The organism is Rahnella bruchi (assembly GCF_003614975.1).
In the GTDB taxonomy this organism is placed as follows: Bacteria; Pseudomonadota; Gammaproteobacteria; order Enterobacterales; family Enterobacteriaceae; genus Rahnella; species Rahnella bruchi.
Map to the genome: position 1 here is coordinate 202,937 of NZ_QZWI01000004.1, position 19,382 is coordinate 222,318.

Consider the following 19,382-nt stretch of genomic DNA (forward strand, 5'->3'; position numbering starts at 1 on the left):
GATGTGAGCCGTTCGCCCGGCGGTTTAAAAATCAATTACACCTTGTTAACAATCATTTGTGACAATTTTTATCTGACCCGCTAGTCTTCGTAAAAAGCCTTATCTTTTACCGGAGCCACGCCATGACCCGTAAAATAGTTCAGCAATATAAAGCGTATCGCGATGATATTCGTGATCTGCAAACCCGACGTCCGGTGCCCGGACCGCAGCTCGAACAGCTCGATCCCTTCCTGTTTCTTAATCATCACGGCCCGCAGGTTTACGCGCCCGATAACCTGGGTCTGCCTTTCGGTCCGCATCCGCATCGTGGTTTTGAAACAGTCACGTTTATTTTGCGCGGCGAACTGGCACACAGCGACACCGGCGGTCATGAAAGTATTATCGGCCCCGGAGGCGTGCAGTGGATGACAGCCGGTTCAGGATTGATCCATTCCGAGTTGTCGCCGGAATCATTCAAACGAAACGGCGGTGAACTGGAAATCCTGCAACTGTGGGTGAATTTGCCGTCGCGCCTGAAAATGACGGCTCCGGGTTATGTCGGTTTGCAGGCTTACGACATTCCGCAGATCCCGCTGAGCAAAGGTCACGGCACAATTAGCCTGATTTCCGGCAGTGTGGCGGGCGTAACGGGGCCGGTTGAATCGCTGACCGGTGTCACGATAATGACTGTGCAGATGTCCGCAGGCAGCGAAGTGACCCTGCCCGCACCGGCGGCGCGTCAGGTGTTTTTGTATACCGTTAAAGGGCGTCTGTGGATTGATGATACCCAAGCGCTGGCCTGGCATCTGATAGAGCTGGATAACAGCGAAGACAGTGTAACGATCACGGCAAAAGAGGATGCGACGTTTCTGTTCGGTCATGCCGATAAAATCAACGAACCGGTGGTGTCACACGGCCCGTTTGTGATGAATACCACCCAGGAAATCAATCAGGCGATACTCGATTTTCAGGCCGGGAAGTTTGATGTGAAGTTATGACGAATTTTATCAGCGGGGTGTAAAACCACACGCCATTGCAACCTTCCCCTCGTGAGAGGGGAAGAAGCGGAACTTAGATTTTCAGTTTCACGTAATCAATCGCACGGCTGATGATCCCGCCTTCTGCAACATCTTCCAGAGCAACCAGCGGCACAGTTTTGATGACTTTGCCGTTATCCACAATGTTGATGCTGCCCAGTTCCTGGCCTTTTTTCAGCGGCGCGTCAATCTGAGGGTTGGTCAGCACATATTGCGCTTTCAGTTTATCGGCGTCCGCCTGCGGTACGCTGATAAACACATCGCTCAGGGAGCCGACTTTCACCTGCGGAGTAGCACCAAACCAGACGTGCTCATCCGAGACGGTCTGACCTGCTTTGAAAATCTGCTTGCTGGTGTACTCGCGGAAACCCCAGGTCAGCAGTTTACGTGCCTGTTCTTCGCGCCCTTTTGAGCTTTTACCGCCCATGACGACGGCGATCAGACGGCGGTCACCCTGCGTTGCAGAAGCAATAATGTTGAAACCGGCGCTTTCGGTATGGCCGGTTTTCAGACCATCAACTTGCAGGTTTTTGTCCCACAACAGGCCGTTACGGTTTTGCTGAGTGATGTTGTCGTACGTCAGCGATTTTTCCGCATACATACGATATTCCTCAGGTTCACCGCCGATGATGGCACGTGACAGCTTCGCAAGATCGTAAGAGGTCGTGAACTGACCCGGTGCATCCAGACCATGTACGGTTTCGAAATGCGTATTGGTCAGGCCGAGGCTGGTGACGTACTGGTTCATCATGCCGACGAACGAATCCTGACTGCCCGCGACATAATCGGCCATCGCTACACAAGCGTCGTTACCGGAAGTAATGATGATGCCGCGGATCAAATCACGCACGCTCACACGGTCACCCGGTTTGAGGAACATCAGCGAAGAACCTTCCAGGCTCTTGTTACCGGCGACCCAGGCTTCCTGAGGTACGGTAACGACATCATTCATGGTGATTTTTTTATGATCCAGCGCGCGGTCAATGACATAACCTGTCATCAGTTTGGTCAGACTGGCCGGATTGCGGCGGTCGTCCGGGTTACCGGCAGCCAGCACATCACCACTGGCATAATCCATCAGTACAAAAGAAGCCGCATCAATGCTCGGCGGGACAACAGGGAAATCCAGTGGCGCGATTGCTTTCGCACTGCCTGCAGAGAACATCAACACACAAGATAAGACACTAATTACACTACGTTTCACTGAATCTTCCTTAAACGCGCTATAGAGCAGGGTTCTGAACTGAACCGGACTCTATACAAAAAAACTATGGAATAAAAATCTGCGGCATAGGTTGCACTAAAACCCTCCACAGAAAAACCCTTAGTCTTTTGCTAAGCATTTCATAATGAAACGATACTGTTACAACTTGTGTTAATTTCAACCGAAAACCCCATTCCCTGAGGTCATTAGTTTTCATTATCACAACCCGCTGTTTTCAAAATGTTTGGCAGCGCGTTCCCGCGCCTGATTTTCAGGCGCTATTTGCGTTATTCCCCGATATTTATCTGCGATAGAGGGGATCTATCACACCATCATGGCATTCGATTAGACGGCAGCGCACACCCCTCCTAAACTTGTGACATAAAATTAACAATTCGGTTAACAATTCATCGTTCCGGTTGTTTAAGACCAGACAAAATCACCTGCGAAGCATAACTATGAAATTCAAAACTGAGATCAAACCCTACCACGGCGCGGCCGGCGGCTGGGGTGCACTGGAATCAACCACCCGTTTCGTCTTCGACAGTAAAAAAGTTCTGTCCAACCTACGTAACCTGATGCGTGTTAACAAGGGTCGTGGATTTGACTGTCCGGGCTGTGCCTGGGGTGACGATAATCACAGCACTTTCAGTTTCTGCGAAAACGGCGCCAAAGCCGTCAGCTGGGAAGCCACACGTAAAGCCGTCGAGCCGGAATTTTTTGCGCAACACAGCGTCAGTAAATTGCGCGCACAGAGCGATTACTTTCTGGAATATCAGGGTCGCCTGACCCATCCGATGCGTTACAACCGAGAAACTGACCATTACGAACCGGTGAGCTGGGACGCGGCATTCGCGCTGATCGCCAGCCATCTGAAAGGTCTGGAAAGCCCGGATCAGGCAGATTTCTACACCTCCGGTCGCGCCAGTAATGAAGCGTCATATCTGTATCAGGTCTTTGGCCGCATGTTCGGCACCAACAACTTTCCTGACTGCTCGAATATGTGTCACGAAGCCAGCGGTGTCGGCCTGAAACAAAGTATCGGCGTCGGTAAAGGCACCATCCGTCTGGATGACTTTGAAAAAGCCGATGCTATTTTCGTCTTTGGCCAGAACCCCGGCACCAACCACCCGCGTATGCTGCACAGCTTGCGCCATGCTTCTGATCGTGGCGCAAAAGTGGTCAGCTTTAACACCCTGCGTGAACGCGGACTGGAACGTTTCGCCGATCCGCAAAAGCCGCTGGAAGTGGTCACACCGAAAGCCGGTCGCATCAGTTCAGCGTATTACCAACCGAATCTTGGCGGCGATATGGCTGCCGTGCGCGGCATCGTAAAAGCGCTGTTGCAGACTCACCGTGAGCGTATCGCTTCCGGCCAGCCTTCCCTGTTTGACGAAGACTTTATTGCTGCAAACTCTGCTGGCGTGGATGAATATCTGGCTGTAGTGGATGCCACCAGCTGGGAAAAAATCACTGAACAATCCGGACTGAGCGAACAGGATCTGCGTGAAGCGGCATCGATTTATATGAACGCCGAACGCGTGATTTGTACCTGGGCGATGGGCGTGACGCAGCATAAACACTCCGTACCGACCGTACGAGAAATCACTAACCTGCAACTGCTGTTTTGTCAGCTCGGCAAACCAGGCGCAGGTCTGTGTCCGGTTCGTGGTCACAGTAACGTGCAGGGCAACCGCACCATGGGTATCGATGAAAAAGCGCCAAAAGCGTTGCTCGATGCTATGGAAAGCCACTTCAAATTCACGCCACCTCGCGTACCGGGTCATAACACCGTTGAAGCGCTGGAAGCGATGCTGCGTAAAGAAGCCAAAGTCCTGATCTGTCTTGGCGGTAATCTGGCGGCTGCGGCACCGGATACTCCACGTACCGAACAGGCGCTGAGCAATCTCGAATTGTCCGTGCAAATCAGCACCAAACTGAACCGCTCTCACCTGACACCGGGGACTGAAGCGCTGATCCTGCCAACGCTGGGTCGTACCGAGCTGGATATGCAGGCGACCGGTTCGCAGTTCATCACCGTTGAAGACTCCTTCAGCATGGTGCATGCGTCTGAAGGTGTCGGTATCCCTTTATCGAAAGAACAGCGTTCTGAAACCGCGATTGTCTGCGGTATCGCCAATGCCGTTCTTGGCGACAAATACCTCGACTGGATGGCGCTGGCTGACGATTACAATCTGATTCGCGACCACATCGAAGCGACTATTCCTGGCTTTAAAGATTTCAATGCACGCTGCGATATCAAAGGCGGCTTCTATCTGGGCAATGCGGCCGCTGAACTGAATTTCAATACCCTCAGCGGCAAAGCCAATTTCAGCGCTGCCCCGCTGCCGGAAGTGCTGATCCCGATGGGCGACCAGAATGCGCCGTTCACCCTGCAAACTTTACGCTCTCACGACCAGTACAACACCACCATTTACGGCCTTGATGACCGTTATCGTGGCGTTTACGGCCAGCGCGAAGTGCTGTTTATTCACCCGCAGGATCTGGCCGATCTGGGCCTGAAAGACGGCGAGCTGGTGGAAATCGAAACGCTGTGGAACGACGGCATTGAGCGCAAAGTCACCGGTTTCAAACTGGTCAGCTATGACATTCCGCGCGGTAATCTGGCGGCATATTATCCGGAAACCAATCCGCTGGTACCGATGTCCAGTTTTGGCGACCAGACCCACACACCTACCTCCAAAGCCGTGCCGGTCACTATCCGTCGCTGCGAGCAAAAAGTCGACCTGCAACGTATCGCATAAGTCAGACTTGCGTAACATCGCGCAAATGTCCCCTTTCGCTTCAGGGTTATGAGGCGAAAGGGGCAGATGCCGCTTGCCCGAAGAGGCCAGATCGCGTAAAACTGTCTGCCGCTAATCGAGCCACATTAACCCCCAATTCTCTGGACGATATGTTTCAAGATAACCCGCTGCTCGCGCAGCTAAAACAGCAACTTCACTCTCAGACTCCACGTGTCGAAGGCATCGTGAAAGGCACTGAGAAAGGCTTTGGCTTTCTTGAAGTAGACGGTCAAAAAAGCTATTTCATTCCGCCTCCGTACATGAAAAAAGTCATGCACGGTGACCGCGTAATCGCCTCCCTGCAAACTGAGAAAGAGCGTGAAATCGTCCAGCCGGAAACTCTGGTTGAACCGTTCCTCAGCCGTTTTGTAGGCCGCGTGACCAAGAAAGATGACCGTCTTTCCATCATTCCGGACCACCCTTTATTACGTGATTCTATTCAGTGCCGCGTTGTCCGCAATATCAATCATGAAGTGAGCGACGGTGACTGGTGTGTGGCTGAAATGCGCCGCCATCCGCTTAAAGAAGGCGATCACAGCTTCCAGGCCGAAATCACCGAATGGATCACCACCGGCACCGACGATCTCGCGCCATGGTGGGTTACGCTGGCACGTCATAATCTCGAGCGTGAAGCGCCAAAATCTGATATCGCTGAATTGCGCGATGAAGGCCTGACCCGCGAAGATCTGACCGCCCTGCCATTTGTCACTATCGACAGCGGTAGCACGCAGGATATGGATGACGCGCTGTATGTTAAAGACAACGGCGACGGCACCCTGCAAATGACCATCGCGATTGCTGACCCGACGGCTTACGTCAGTGAAGGCAGCGATCTCGACAATATTGCCAAAAAACGCGCATTCACCAACTATCTGCCGGGCTTCAATATCCCGATGCTGCCGCGTGAATTATCTGACGACATCTGTTCCCTGTGGCCGGACGTCAGCCGTCCGGTTCTGGCGTGCTCTGTGACGCTCGCCGACGATGGCGCACTGGGCAGCGACATTCGTTTCTTCGCCGCGACTATTGAATCTAAAGCCAAACTGGCTTACGACAATGTGTCTGACTGGCTGGAAGCGGAGGAGAAAAGTGAATGGCAACCGGCCAGCGATGTGATCGCTTCTCAGATCCGTCTGCTGAAACGCGTCTGTGACGTGCGCAGCGCATGGCGCACCGAACACGCACTGGTGTTTAAAGACCGTCCTGATTACCGCTTCGTGTTGGGTGAGAAAGGCAACGTGCTGGAAATCGTCGCTGAGCATCGCCGTATCGCTAACCGCATCGTGGAAGAATCCATGATAGCCGCCAACGTGTGTGCCGCTATCGCGCTGCGCGACAGCCTCGGTTTCGGCGTTTACAACGTGCATACCGGTTTTGATCCGCTGCTGGTTGAAAACGCGGTCACCGTGTTGCAGGCCAATGACGTTGAAGCCAATGCTGAAGAACTGCTGACCCTGCCAGGTTTCTGCGCACTGCGCCGTAAACTGGATGCGCTGCCAACACAGTTCCTAGACAGCCGTATCCGTCGTTTCCAGACTTTCGCGGAAATCAGCACCACGCCGGGGCCGCACTATGGCCTGGGTCTGGAAGCTTACGCCACCTGGACATCACCCATCCGTAAATACGGCGATATGGTGAACCACCGTTTGCTGAAAGCGATGATTCTGCAACAGTCCGCTGAGAAACCTCAGGATGACATGACTGTTCAGCTGGCAGAACGCCGACGTGCCAACCGCATGGCCGAGCGCGATGTCGGAGACTGGCTGTATGCCCGCTATCTGGAAGATAAAGTCGGTACTGACGTTAAGTTCAGCGCTGAAATCATCGATGTCACCCGCGGCGGCCTGCGCGTGCGTCTACAAGACATCGGCGCAGTGGCGTTCATCCCTGCTCCGTTCCTGCACAGCGTGCGCGACGAACTGGTGTGCAGCGCAGACACCGGCACCGTGCTGATTAAAGGCGAAGTAGCCTACCGTCAGAGCGACGTCATCGATGTGAACATTGCGGAAGTTCGTATGGAAAATCGTAATGTGATCGCCAAACCGGCGGTGTAAATTTCGCGTTTAGCGAAGGTAAAAAACCGGTCTCTTGACCGGTTTTTTTATGTCGGAAATATGCTCACTTGCAGTGAAGGGTTGAAGAGTGGATCGGGAAAATTTCGGTTTCTCACATGCGGTGCTCACTTGACGCACTGCGCCAAAACCGACCAAGAGGGAAAAATGCTTTTTCCCTCTTGGATCTCCCTTCGCTTTTTCACTGCGCGCTCCGCTCGCTGGCTATATTTCAGTTACCGCAGCGACAGGCTGGAAATCTTGCCGCTGCGCGGTTCCTTCATTTCGGGATTGCAGCCTTTGGTCTGCAACCTCTCATTCAGCAAGTTTTCTGAAACGCCCGCACGATCTTAAATTCAACGGCAGACTGTTTTTCATCTTTTAAAAAGGTTGATTGGCGTGCTCAAAATTCAGCTGAACGGAGCGGCTTCGAGACCTGCGGCTCGAAGACCGAGAGAAGGCAGTGCGAAGCACCTGGATTTGCGCCACTCTATGATGCAACAGGACATGTCCCTTTTGCCCGCGACAGCGCGAAGTTAGAAAAGCGCGGAGTCCAGAGGCCCGCGCGTTACCGGGTCTCTGGTCGGTGTGGGCCGACGCCCACGACCTTGAAGTTGAAGTTGAAGTTGACCTAAAGGCACGTCCACTTTGGCTCCCTAGATCTGATAGTCAATGACCGGTTCCCCGCCCGTCGCAAACACCTTCTCTTTAATCTCATTCACTGACAGTCCCGGATTACATAATTCGATAAACCGCCAGACGTAGTTACGCTGCAACTGTGATTTTTTCAGCCCCAGCCATACGGTATTGGCTTCGAACAGATGCTCGGCATTGATCAGCTGAAGACCGGTATCGCGCCCAGCTTCGAACGCTTTATCCGCGAGGATCCCCACGCCCAGCCCTAATTCTACGTAGGTTTTAATCACATCGGAATCCTGTGCGCTGAGCACGATATCCGCGGTGAGCGCAGCGCGGTTAAAGGCTTCATCGAGCCGCGAGCGGCCGGTAATGCCCTGACGATAGGTGATTAACGGCAGTTCACTCAAATGCTGCAATGTCACCGGGTGCTGCAACGTCAGCGGATGACCTTGCGGAACCACTATCGCGTGGTGCCAGCGGTAATACGGAAACGCCGCCACAGCAGGATCGTTCATCAGTTTTTCGCTGGCGATGGCCACATCGGCCTGCCCGCTCAGCAGCATCGCGAGAACTTCCTGCGGCGAGCCCTGATGCAATTCCAGACGCACGCCGGGATAAATCGCCCTGAACGCTTTGATGACCTTCGGCAGGCTGTAACGCGCCTGTGTATGTGTGGTGGCGATGGTCAGAACGCCGGCATCCTCTTTCGAGAAAACATCGGCCAGACGGCGGATATTCTGCGCCTCATTGAGGATCCTTTCGGCGACAGCCAGCAACTCTTTACCAGGCTCCGTCAGCCCCAGCAAACGCTTACCACGACGGATAAATATCTCAACGCCCAGCTCATCTTCCAGCTCGCGAATATGGCGGCTGACCCCTGACTGCGAAGTGAATAACATGTTCGAGACTTCAGTCAGGTTGTAATTGCATCGCGCTGATTCCCGTATAATTTTGAGTTGTTGAAAGTTCACCGCTGTCTGCCTCTTGCTTGCCAAAACCCTATTGTTACGATCTGTTGCTATGCCAGACAAATAAGAAAAAGCTGTGTCTTATGCTTTTTCCGACTAACGGCGGGATGATGCCCATAAAAAAACGCCGTCAGGCGGCGTTTATATCAGGGTACGGAGAGCCGGTGAAAACGTGCTATTGCGGCACCGGTGTCATGACCGGTTTGCTACCAAAATGCGCAGTGAGATTCGATAGCACCAGCGTCATCATGTTCTCCACGGACTCAGGTGAACGTCCCGCCACGTGCGGAGTGATAACCAGGTTATCCAGAGTCAGCATTTCAGCGGGTACTTGCGGCTCGCCGTCGACCACGTCCAGCGCCGCACCGGCAATTTCATGATTTCGCAGACTGGCGATCAGCGCATTGCTGTCAACCACGCTGCCGCGTGCAATATTAATCACAAAGCCATCAGGTCCCAGCGCGCTTAGCACGTTCGCGTCCACCAGTCTGACCGTATCTTTGCCGCCCGGCGTCGCTACTACCAGATAATCAGCCCATTGCGCCAGCCCGGTAATATCCGGGAAATAGCGGTATGGCGTGTCCTGCAACGGACGCCGGTTGTGATAAGCAATCTCCATATCAAACCCGCCCGCCGCGCGCCGTGCGATGAGGCTGCCGATGTTGCCCATCCCGATAATGCCTAAGCGTTTCCCTGCCATTCCCGGTGTATTCCAGCGGGCTTTTTTCCACTCGCCACCACGCACTGCGGCGTCAAATTGCGGGATCTTACGGGTGATCGCCAGCATCAGCGCCAGCGTGTGATCGCTCACGGAAGAATTATTGGTTCCCGGACCATGCGTGACAGGAATACCGCGCTGTTTCGCTGCGGCGACATCAATATGTTCATACCCGACACCCTGCGCACAGATAATTTGCAGATTGGGCAAGTTATCCATTTCTGAGGCGCTTAAACCGATACTGCCGATGGTCAGCACAGCGCGTATCTGCTGCGCTGTTTGCGGGTCCAGAGAAGCTCGTTGTTCGGGCGTTGTGGCAAAAAAGAGAGTAAAACCGGCCGCTTCGAACCGGTCAGGGTAGCCAGCATCAAGATCGACATGGCTGAGTAACGCGATGGTCATGGGGATTCCTCGGGAGAAAGTCAGACAATAACTAGCAGGCTAGCCTTTTCGCTTTCACTATCAATGATGCTCTGCGCCTTGTACAGCTTTTCGGCGGTTTACGGGAGAAGTTCCGAACTCCGGTCTACACTCGTTGTTATCGTCTGCGCATGCGCAGATGGCCCTCTTTCGGCAATTTTTTGTCAGATTTCCCTGAAACGGAGTGACGTCGAGTATGACAAAGGCCCGGTCCAGTAAAAAAGGTAAGATCACCGCCATGACGGAGCAGGTCAGCATCATCCCGTCAAATGTTCAGGTCGATATTGCGGTTGATGAGTTTGGGGTACGCATTATTCACCCCTCCAGCGATGGTGAGATTGTCCGTAGTTTTGATTCCGGCCACACAACGCGGGTACGTGAAGGATTGCCCGTGCCGCTGGGCGCGACCTGGGACGGACTGGGCGTAAACTTCGCCCTGTTCTCCGCCAACGCCACGAAAGTCGAGCTGTGCCTTTTCAATGAAGAAGGTGAACAGTACGACGTGATTGAACTGCCGGAATACACCGACGAAGTCTGGCATGGCTATCTGCCCGATGCCCGCCCCGGCCTGCTGTATGCCTATCGCGTGCATGGCCCGTATGCCCCGCATGACGGGCACCGGTTTAATCCCGCCAAACTGCTGCTTGATCCCTATGCCAAACAGATTGTCGGCGAGCTGAAATGGGACGATGCACTGTTCGCCTATGATATGCAGAGCCCGAAAAAGGATCTGCACATTGATAACCGCGACAGCGCTGAATTTCTGCCGAAGTGTCGCGTTATCGATCCGGCATTCTCCTGGGCGCGCTCGCGAAAAAGACACATTCCGTGGGAAAAAACGCTGATCTATGAAACACATGTTCGCGGCTATACCATGCGCCACCCGGCGGTACCCGAACATCTGCGCGGAACATTTTCCGGTATGAGTACCCCGCACATTGTGGAATATATCCGGTCTCTGGGCGTAACTTCCGTCGAACTGATGCCCATTCACGCTTTCACCGATGACAGGCATTTGCAGGATAAAGGACTGCATAATTTCTGGGGATATAACACGCTGAGTTTCTTCGCGCCGCATCCGCAATATATGGCGACGCACACCGTCAACGAATTCAAGCAGATGATTGCCACCCTGCATGCTGCCAATATCGAGGTCATTCTGGATGTGGTGTATAACCACACCGCAGAAGGTAATGAACTCGGGCCGACGCTGTCTTTTAAAGGCATAGATAACGCCAGCTATTACCGCCTGATGCCGGACAATAAACGTTATTACATTAACGATACCGGTACCGGAAACACGCTTAACCTCAGCCATCCGCGCGTACTGCAAATGGTCACGGACTCGCTGCGCTACTGGGCGACGGAAATGCAGGTCGATGGATTCCGCTTTGATCTGGCGACCATTCTCGGGCGGGAAAGTTATGGTTTCGACGAAGGTTGCGGCTTTCTCGACACCTGCCGCCAGGATCCGATCCTCAGCCAGTGCAAACTGATTGCTGAGCCGTGGGACTGCGGCCCCGGCGGTTATCAGGTCGGCGGATTCCCGCCGGGCTGGATGGAGTGGAATGACCGTTTCCGCGACACGGTGCGCAAATTCTGGCGCGGTGACGAAGGACAGCTGGCGCAGTTCGCCACGCGCCTTTCCGGTTCGGCGGATTTGTTCAATCACCGTGGCCGCAAGCCCTACGCTTCTGTGAACTTTATTACCGCACACGACGGTTTTACGCTCAATGACTGGGTTTCGTATGCCAGTAAGCACAACGAAGCCAATGGCGAAAACGGTAAGGACGGCAGCGATAACAACATCTCCGCCAACTATGGCGTTGAAGGCCCGAGTGACGATCCGGCCATCAATGAACTGCGGCTGCGGCAGATGCGTAACATGCTGGCGACGCTGTTGTTCTCGCAAGGCACGCCGATGCTGCTTGCCGGAGATGAGTTTGCGCGATCACAGAATGGTAATAACAACGCTTATTGCCAGGACACCGAGATCGCCTGGGTGAACTGGAATATCGATGAAAAAGGACAGTCGTTATTGCTGTTCACTTACCGGCTGATTGGCCTGCGCAAACGCTTCCCGATCTTGCACCGGGGACGTTTCCTCACCGGGGCAGTACACGAAAAGCTGGGCGTGAAAGATGTCAGCTGGTTCCAGCCACAGGGACCGGAAATGACCGATGCCGCCTGGAAGGATCCGCACGCGAAATGCATTGCGATGCTCCTGGATGGCCGCGCGCAGCCGACCGGCTTGCTGCGTCAGGGGTCGTTGAGTACGGTTCTGTTGCTTTTTAACGCCTCACACAAAGACGTGGTGTTTACGCTGCCTTCCGTTGCACACGGCGAAAGCTGGCGACATATTTTCGATACCTTTCAGCCGGATGACGTCAATGAGCATAATTTCGAATTCGGCCGCGAGTACATTTGCACATCCCGCACTGTGGTGCTTTTCGAGCTGATCAGTACCGCGAAACACTAAAACCGGTCAACGCTGTTTCAGTTAGTGAGGATCTGAAGCAGCGTTTCCCTTCCCTCAGCCAGCCCTTTCTCGCGCCCAATTGCCTGACGGCTTACACCTTCGGCACGGATAATATGGCAATCCGCCACGCCCATCAGTTCCAGAATCGAAACCAAATACGGCTCCTGAAAATCATGGGGAATGGTCTCCGCTGTGCTGTAAACACCACCTCGGCTGGACGCGATATAAGCCGTTTTACCGGGGATCAACCCGACCACACCCTGCGGAGTATAACGGAAGGTTTTGCCTTTCTGGCAAACCTGATCCAGCCACGCTTTCAGGTTGCTTGGAATAGAGTGGTTATACATCGGGGTGCCCATCACCAGCACGTCGCAGGCAATCAGTTCTTCGATTGACTGATAAATACCGTCCAGTTCGACCTGCAACTCTGGCGTAATCGCCACGTCCTGCGCATTGTGCAGCAGGCTCATAGCACCGGCGGAAAGATGCGGCGGCGGCGTGGTGCCCAGGTCACGGTAAGTCACGCTCGCATCCGGGTGACGGGAACACAGTTCCGTCACAATCATTGCGGAAAGTTCGCGGGAAACAGAATCGTTAATAAACGGGCTTGAGTCGATATGTAATATTTTCATTTTTATATCCTGTTGGCAGAAGTTCTGCGGAATGAATACAGGATAATCGTTGTTGATATGACGCGAAATATCTAATATGGCAACACATCGTTGTCATTTTGCAACGATAATGGCGTGAGGCAAGATGAACGAGAATCTCAATGATATGGCGCTGTTTGCTGCCGTCGTGCAGCATCAGGGATTCACCGCCGCGGCGCGGGCGCTGGGCGTGTCGAAATCGCTGCTCAGCCGCCGGATTGACGCGCTGGAAACGCGCCTCGGCGTCCGGCTGCTGCAACGCACTTCCCGTCATTTCTCCGTCACCAGCGTCGGCGAGTGCTATGCCCTCGAGTGCCAGAAACTGCTACAACAGGCGCAAACTGCGCAACAGGTGATCGACGATTTACAGCAAAACCCCCGCGGACTGTTGCGGGTCTGCACGCCGGTGATGATGGCGGAGATGGTCGTTGCGCCGCTGATGACAGAGTTTCTGACGCGTTATCCGGATATCACGCTGGAACTTCTGGCAATCAACCGTACCGTGGATTTACTTGAGGAGAACTTTGATGTGACGATACATTCGCACATTGAACCTCTGGAAGATTCCGGGTTATACCGCAAACCTCTGGGAACGCTGAAATACGTGCTGGTTGCCAGTCCGGCGTTTATCACAACGTTGTCTGTTCCGCCTTCTGCCGATCAGCTGAGCTATCTGCCGACACTGGTGCGTAAAACACCCTGGGCGGGCACGCAGTGGGAACTGATTCATCCTCAGGAAGGAACACGAAAGGTGTCGTTGACGCCGCGGCTGATCAGCAATAACTTGCTGGTTTTACGTCAGGCGGCGGTGGACGGCATGGGCATTGCGCTGCTGCCTGAGATGGCCTGCAAGCAGAGCCTGTCCGAGGGGAAACTGTTGCACCTGCTACCAGACTGGCAAACGCTGCCGTCTTCAATTTCAGCGTTGTATGCCAGTCATAAAGGCCAGTCGCCCGCACTACGCGTGTTTCTGGATTTTCTTTCAGAAAAACTGCCCGGACCACTTTAATCTGCAGCATGAACCCAAAACTTTATTCCGGATCTTTCAGATAAGCTTTGAACTGCGGCGACATATAGGTTTTGAACGAGTTACCTTCTTTGGTGATGAGATACACCGCCAGATGCTCTTTTTCCGCCAGCGCCAGCGCTTTGTGCGTTCCCAGCACCATCAGCCCGGTGTCCCAGCCATCAGCTTCCAGCGCGGTCGGCGCAATCACTGTCGCGGAAACCAGTTTATGTGTGATCGGCGAACCTGTGGCGGGGTCAATAATGTGTGAAAGACGTTTGCCATCCAGTTCGTAGTAATTGCGATAGCTGCCGGAAGTACTGATGCCCATACCCTGCAAATCGACAATCGCCTGCACTGCGGTTTCTTTATCCGTCGGTTTCTGAATCGCCACCTGCCAGGGATTACCCTTCGTATTATGTCCGCGTGAAACTACCGCGCCGCCCACCGAGACCAGATAATTGCTGATGCCATTGCCTTCAACCAGCCGCGCCAGATGGTCCGTGGCATAACCCTCACCGACGGTTGAGAGGTCAACGTACATTCCCGGCAAATCTTTTTGCAGATACTGACCGTCGCTTTGCTGGACAACTTTCAGGTGCTGTAATCCGGTCAGTTTCCGGGCGGCAGTTATCTGGTCCGGTGTTGGCGTTTTGACCGGTTGTTTGTCCGGCCCGAAACCCCACAGATTCACCAGCGGGCCGACGGTAATATCCATCGCGCCACCGGTCAGCATCCCGATGCGCATAGACGTGACAATTGCGTCCGCCATGCCTGCGCTGATGGGTTGCGGTGCATTGCCCTGATACTGATTAAAATGCGAAAGCACAGATTCGTCTTTGTAAGTCGAAAGCTGATGATCATCTTCTTTGAGCTGCGCCTCGATTTGTTCGCGCAACGCCGCTTCACGACTTTTATCCACGCCCGCCAGACTGACGCGGTAAAACGTACCCATCGTTTTACCTTCAATCACCAAGGCGTCGCCCTGCTCAGTGGCGTTCCGGTCACAGGCAGATAAGAGAGTGACGCCGCAGAGCAACAGCGTGCAGTGCAAATAAATCGGTTTCAGAAACATGAAAATAGCTCGATTAAGTGCCCGTTGCCGGGCATGAAAAAGTGTCAGGACAGTAAGGGGTTGCACTTAAACCACGCTGCAACAAACATTCAGTTGGGTGACGCAGGGAAACTTCAGCGGCTGCGTTTGGCGTGACGCTCCCAGTTTTCCTGCTGCGCCTGCGCGGATTTTTTCAGCGCGACATAACAGGCACCGGCACCGCCGTCTTTCTGGATAGCCACACAGAATGCCTGAACCTCATCGAGTTGTTTCAGCCATTTAGCGAGATAACTGCGCACAATGTTGGCGTGACTTTCATCTTCGCGGCCACGACCATGGATGAGCAGCAAAGTACGCAGATTTTCAGCCTGTGCCTGGCAGAAGAAGGCAAACAGCTCCTGACGACACTGTTCAACCGGTTTACGAATCAGGTTCAGGCTGGCTTGCGGCGGATATTTCCCCTGACGAAGTTTGTCGAGCACGCCCTGCTGAACGCCGTCGTGCTTATACTCAAGCGGCTCGTCGCACGGCTGGATATTCAGAAAGCCCGTGGTCAACGGGTTTTCACGTTTCTCTGTCACCTCATCGCTGCTAACCTTTTGTCCGGTGGCTGAGTTTTTGAGGTAGACCACCCGCTTATCCGAGGCCAGTGGCTGAACTCCGGCCATTTCCTGACTGAATAAATCATCATCTTCGCTCATCTGCTTACCTCTTTTTCAGCGGTGGGACTGCTGCAAATTATCCCTGTAAACCTCCTGCGGGTAAAGCTGCCAGCAAACGGGCATAAGGCGGTAAAAAATCCTGAAATGGTGGCACGGTCAATAAAACTCATTTTTCTATCTATACTTAGCTGCTGGGACAGAAATAAATCGTCAAAGATTTGCGTCTGTTACCGGCACAATTGAGGAGAAAAGATGCCTTACCTTGACGATCCCTTGATTATTTTTACTGACCTTGATGGCTCCCTGCTCGATCATCATGATTACAGTTGGCAACCGGCCCAACCGTGGCTGGATAAACTTTCAGCGGCAAAAATTCCGCTTATTCTGACTACCAGCAAAACGCCCGCAGAAGTTGCGACATTGCAATCGGCTCTGCATCTGACGCACCAGCCATTTATTGCCGAAAATGGTGCGATGGTTCATCTGCCATCCGGCTGGCGAACCGGTGACGAAGAACCGTTTTATATTAACGGCGCGGGCTACGGTGAGATCCGCCAGACACTGGTCGAACTGCGTCAGCGTTATGATTTTGAGTTTCGCGGTTTTGGTGATGTTACCCCCAAACAGGTCGCCCTTTGGACCGGCTTATCAGAGCCACAGGCTGAGCTCGCCATGCAGCGCAAGGCATCTGAACCGCTGGTGTGGTTTGGTAATGATCTGGATTTTATGCATCTGAAAAAATGTCTGACCCGTGAAGGTCTGGCACTGACGCGCGGCGGCAGGTTCTGGCACGTCATGGCTGCCGGTGCAGGGAAAGGTCAGGCGGTGCAATGGTTGTCTGAGCGCTACCAGCAAAAATGCGGGCAGCCGGTGATCAGTATCGGTCTTGGCGACGGTCCGAATGATTTATCCATGCTCGAGGCGGTGAATTACGCCGTGGTGATTAAAGGCCATCATGACCATGAAATGCCGCTGCATCGTGACGATACCTCACGTGTTTTCCGAACCCATGAATTTGGCCCGCAGGGCTGGAGTCAGGGGCTGAATCATTTTATCCCACTTCCTTAAGGGCAAATTCGAAGAGGAAAATGACCTTTATTAATCGGCTGTTTTTACATTGTTTATCGTTCTGTATTTACAGAGAAGACTTCCAATAATTTTATCTATTCTAAAATTGGAGAATACCGTATGAGCGATTTTTATCAGGATGGAGTCATTACCAATTTTCATAATCTGACAAACCGCAAAGTCGAAGAACTGGAATACGATTTGCAGGTTTTTTCAGGCCGCCGTTCGATGGGTTTAATATTACCTTCTTTGTTTTCGGAACTTGAAGGTCCGGCGCTGACCCGCATTGTGGACGAACTGACAAAAGTCCCCTATCTGGAAGAAATCGTTATTGGTTTAGATCGCGCAGACCGCGATCAGTTTTTATTTGCCCGTGAATTTTTCTCCCGCCTTCCGCAGCGCCACCGTATTTTATGGAATGACGGTCCGCGCCTGAAAGCGCTGGATGAAGAGCTGAAGAAAGAAAATCTTTCTCCGAATGAACCAGGCAAAGGCCGCAACGTGTGGTTCTGCGCCGGTTATACGCTGGCATCGCGGCGCACGTCGGTGGTCGGGCTGCATGATTGTGACATTGTCACGTATAGCCGCGATATGCTGGCTCGTTTGATGTATCCCGTGGCCAATCCGAATTTCCATTACGATTTCTGTAAAGGCTATTACGCCCGCGTCGCCGACGGAAAATTCAATGGCCGCGTGGGACGTCTTCTGGTCTTCCCGTTACTGAAATCGCTGCAAATTGTTTACGGTCATTCTGACTTTCTGGAATACCTGCGCACCTTCCGTTATCCACTTTCCGGCGAATTTGCTATGCGCACGGACATCCTGAATGATCTGCGCATCCCGAGCGACTGGGGGCTGGAAATCGGCGTGCTTTCAGAACTTCATCGTAATACGGCGACCAAGCGTATTTGTCAGGTTGATATCGCCGATACCTACGATCATAAACACCAGCCGATGTCTGAAGATGATGCGACTAACGGCCTGCAACGCATGAGTATTGATATCACCAAAGCGCTTTACCGCAAGATGGCAATTCTTGGCGTGAATATCACCAGCGAGTCCTTCCGCATCCTGAAGGCCACTTACTATCGTAATGCGCTGGATATGATTGATGGATTTGAAAATGACGCCAAAATGAACGGACTGTCTTTTGACCGCCACAGCGAGGAGTCTGCCGTGGAACTGTTCTCCGGCGCGATTATGGAAGCCGGTCAGGCATTTGTGGATACGCCAAGCGAGAAACCGTTTATCCCGAGCTGGAGCCGCGTGCAGTCAGCCTTCCCGGATATGCTGGACCGCATTCATGAAGCAGTGGAAAAGGATAACGAGGGCGACGTATAGCGCCGGTGATTTTTCTTCCCGTACAACGCAAAAACGCTGCATCCGCAGCGTTTTTTTATACCAAAATGTTATGAAATTTTATGCGGATTCTTTTTTGCCGGGAAACAGCAAACTGGCAATAATGCCCAGCGCCAGAACGCCCAGCACCACGTAAAGGCTGGCTAATGCGCTGATTTCAATCCCGTGATGCCACAGATGATTGCTGGAGTTCAGTGCCAGTTTTGCTGCTACAAAAAATAGCAGGAAAATCACGGACTTCTCAAGGTGTACCAGATACTTACGCAATGCCTCGAGCACGAAATACATTGTTCGTAAACCGAGTACAGCAAACATCATCGCGGAATATACAATCAGCGGCTCGCGGCTGACCGCAATCACTGCGGGTACGCTGTCGAATGCGAACATCAGGTCAGAAATCTCTACCACGGCAATACACAACAGCAACGGCGTCGCATAACGCACGCCCTTTTTTACCGTAAAGCTGAAACCCTGATTTTCCGGCTTAGCCAGTTCAGCTTCGACCTGTTCACTGCTGACAAGAAAATACGGGCCGACCAGTTTTGGAAACACCGGGAAGAAGCGGCGAACCAGTCGGTTGGCAATATGATCTGAGTAGTCATCATTTTCGTCGTCATCATTTCCGGCACGCATCATCAGAATGGCTGTCCACAGAATGACCACGGCAAACACCATTTCGACCCAGGGTCCGAGCGCCAGCAAACTGGTGCCGATCACCACGAAAATCCCGCGGAATACGATCGCGCCGATCACGCCCCAGTACAGAATGCGGTGACGATAGCCGTCAGGCACTTTGAACCAGGCGAAAATCGCCATAATGACAAACAAGTTATCGATGGAAAGCACCTGCTCCAGCGCATAGCCGGTCAGGAACAGGCTGGCGACTTCTTTGCCATGATGGACATACAAAAATGCGGCAAAACTCAGAGAAACAGCGACCCAGAAGAGAGTCCAGAGAGAGGCGCTCTTCAGGCCTATGGGCTTGTGACTCCGGTGAGCAAAGATGTCAGTTAACAATGCGGCAACTGCCACGACGACAAAAACAAGGGTTGTTTCAAGCGGAAAACCCAGAGAATCAGACTGCATGACACCTTTCCTAAAAGTAAACGAATGCTAAACGAATGGCTCATTGTAAGCGGTTGTGACGAGAATGGGTATCAAAGTCGATCCGGTTCGGTGTTTATGCCATAATCCTGTGCGGCTTGTTTCAGAGGCAAAATATAGCAAAACGGGCAAAAAAATCTTTCTTAGCCCGCTATAAATTGATTCAAGACCTTTATTTTC

General features: G+C 52.9%; 14 protein-coding genes. 7 read left to right on the forward strand and 7 right to left on the reverse strand.

Features of this window, described 5'->3' with window-relative positions; all coding sequences use genetic code 11:
• Positions 1 to 122: 122 nt before the first annotated feature.
• Positions 123 to 977 carry a pirin family protein gene (locus D5398_RS10740; protein WP_120507619.1) on the forward strand — a complete coding sequence of 285 codons (855 nt, stop codon included), beginning with the start codon at positions 123 to 125 and terminating at the stop codon, positions 975 to 977.
• A gap of 73 nt (positions 978 to 1,050) precedes the next feature.
• Here the strand turns inward: D5398_RS10740 and D5398_RS10745 are convergent, their stop codons facing one another.
• Positions 1,051 to 2,220: a serine hydrolase gene (locus D5398_RS10745; RefSeq protein ID WP_120507620.1), complete on the reverse strand. Its 1,170-nt coding sequence runs from the start codon at positions 2,218 to 2,220 to the stop codon at positions 1,051 to 1,053.
• A gap of 458 nt (positions 2,221 to 2,678) precedes the next feature.
• On the opposite strand from D5398_RS10745, the gene D5398_RS10750 reads away from it, so the two are divergent.
• Complete coding sequence (locus tag D5398_RS10750) at positions 2,679 to 4,985, forward strand: FdhF/YdeP family oxidoreductase (RefSeq protein WP_120507621.1); 2,307 nt, start codon at positions 2,679 to 2,681, stop codon at positions 4,983 to 4,985.
• A gap of 149 nt (positions 4,986 to 5,134) precedes the next feature.
• Entirely contained in the window at positions 5,135 to 7,078 is a 1,944-nt protein-coding gene (locus tag D5398_RS10755) for an exoribonuclease II (RefSeq protein ID WP_120507622.1), read from the forward strand.
• Positions 7,079 to 7,731: 653 nt separating this feature from the next.
• On the opposite strand, the gene cbl is transcribed toward D5398_RS10755, so the two are convergent.
• Positions 7,732 to 8,685 carry an HTH-type transcriptional regulator Cbl gene (cbl, locus tag D5398_RS10760; protein WP_120507623.1) on the reverse strand — a complete coding sequence of 318 codons (954 nt, stop codon included), beginning with the start codon at positions 8,683 to 8,685 and terminating at the stop codon, positions 7,732 to 7,734.
• Positions 8,686 to 8,857: 172 nt separating this feature from the next.
• Positions 8,858 to 9,802 carry a 2-hydroxyacid dehydrogenase gene (locus tag D5398_RS10765; RefSeq protein WP_120507624.1) on the reverse strand — a complete coding sequence of 315 codons (945 nt, stop codon included), beginning with the start codon at positions 9,800 to 9,802 and terminating at the stop codon, positions 8,858 to 8,860.
• Between the two features lie 214 nt (positions 9,803 to 10,016).
• Here D5398_RS10765 and glgX point away from each other — a divergent pair, with 214 nt between their 5' ends.
• Complete coding sequence (gene glgX / locus D5398_RS10770; protein WP_120507625.1) at positions 10,017 to 12,299, forward strand: glycogen debranching protein GlgX; 2,283 nt, start codon at positions 10,017 to 10,019, stop codon at positions 12,297 to 12,299.
• A 17-nt stretch (positions 12,300 to 12,316) separates the two neighbouring features.
• On the opposite strand, the gene D5398_RS10775 is transcribed toward glgX, so the two are convergent.
• Positions 12,317 to 12,931: an FMN-dependent NADH-azoreductase gene (locus D5398_RS10775; RefSeq protein WP_120507626.1), complete on the reverse strand. Its 615-nt coding sequence runs from the start codon at positions 12,929 to 12,931 to the stop codon at positions 12,317 to 12,319.
• 124 nt (positions 12,932 to 13,055) lie between these two features.
• Between D5398_RS10775 and D5398_RS10780 the strand changes: the two genes are divergently transcribed.
• Positions 13,056 to 13,958 (forward strand): LysR substrate-binding domain-containing protein, encoded by a 903-nt coding sequence (locus tag D5398_RS10780; protein ID WP_120507627.1) that lies wholly within the window; start codon positions 13,056 to 13,058, stop codon positions 13,956 to 13,958.
• Positions 13,959 to 13,980: 22 nt separating this feature from the next.
• Here D5398_RS10780 and apbE read toward each other — a convergent pair whose 3' ends face one another.
• Both apbE and smrA read right to left on the reverse strand, forming a co-directional pair.
• Positions 13,981 to 15,030: an FAD:protein FMN transferase ApbE gene (gene apbE, locus D5398_RS10785; RefSeq protein ID WP_120507628.1), complete on the reverse strand. Its 1,050-nt coding sequence runs from the start codon at positions 15,028 to 15,030 to the stop codon at positions 13,981 to 13,983.
• A gap of 113 nt (positions 15,031 to 15,143) precedes the next feature.
• Positions 15,144 to 15,710 (reverse strand): DNA endonuclease SmrA, encoded by a 567-nt coding sequence (smrA, locus tag D5398_RS10790; protein WP_120507629.1) that lies wholly within the window; start codon positions 15,708 to 15,710, stop codon positions 15,144 to 15,146.
• A 213-nt stretch (positions 15,711 to 15,923) separates the two neighbouring features.
• On the opposite strand from smrA, the gene D5398_RS10795 reads away from it, so the two are divergent.
• Both D5398_RS10795 and D5398_RS10800 read left to right on the forward strand, forming a co-directional pair.
• A complete protein-coding gene (locus D5398_RS10795; protein ID WP_120507630.1) occupies positions 15,924 to 16,739 on the forward strand; it encodes a mannosyl-3-phosphoglycerate phosphatase-related protein in 816 nt (271 codons plus the stop codon).
• A 120-nt stretch (positions 16,740 to 16,859) separates the two neighbouring features.
• Positions 16,860 to 18,080 (forward strand): glycosyltransferase family protein, encoded by a 1,221-nt coding sequence (locus D5398_RS10800; RefSeq protein ID WP_112288685.1) that lies wholly within the window; start codon positions 16,860 to 16,862, stop codon positions 18,078 to 18,080.
• 78 nt (positions 18,081 to 18,158) lie between these two features.
• Here the strand turns inward: D5398_RS10800 and D5398_RS10805 are convergent, their stop codons facing one another.
• Positions 18,159 to 19,184 (reverse strand): TerC/Alx family metal homeostasis membrane protein, encoded by a 1,026-nt coding sequence (locus D5398_RS10805; protein WP_120507631.1) that lies wholly within the window; start codon positions 19,182 to 19,184, stop codon positions 18,159 to 18,161.
• Between the last annotated feature and the right edge of the window lie 198 nt (positions 19,185 to 19,382).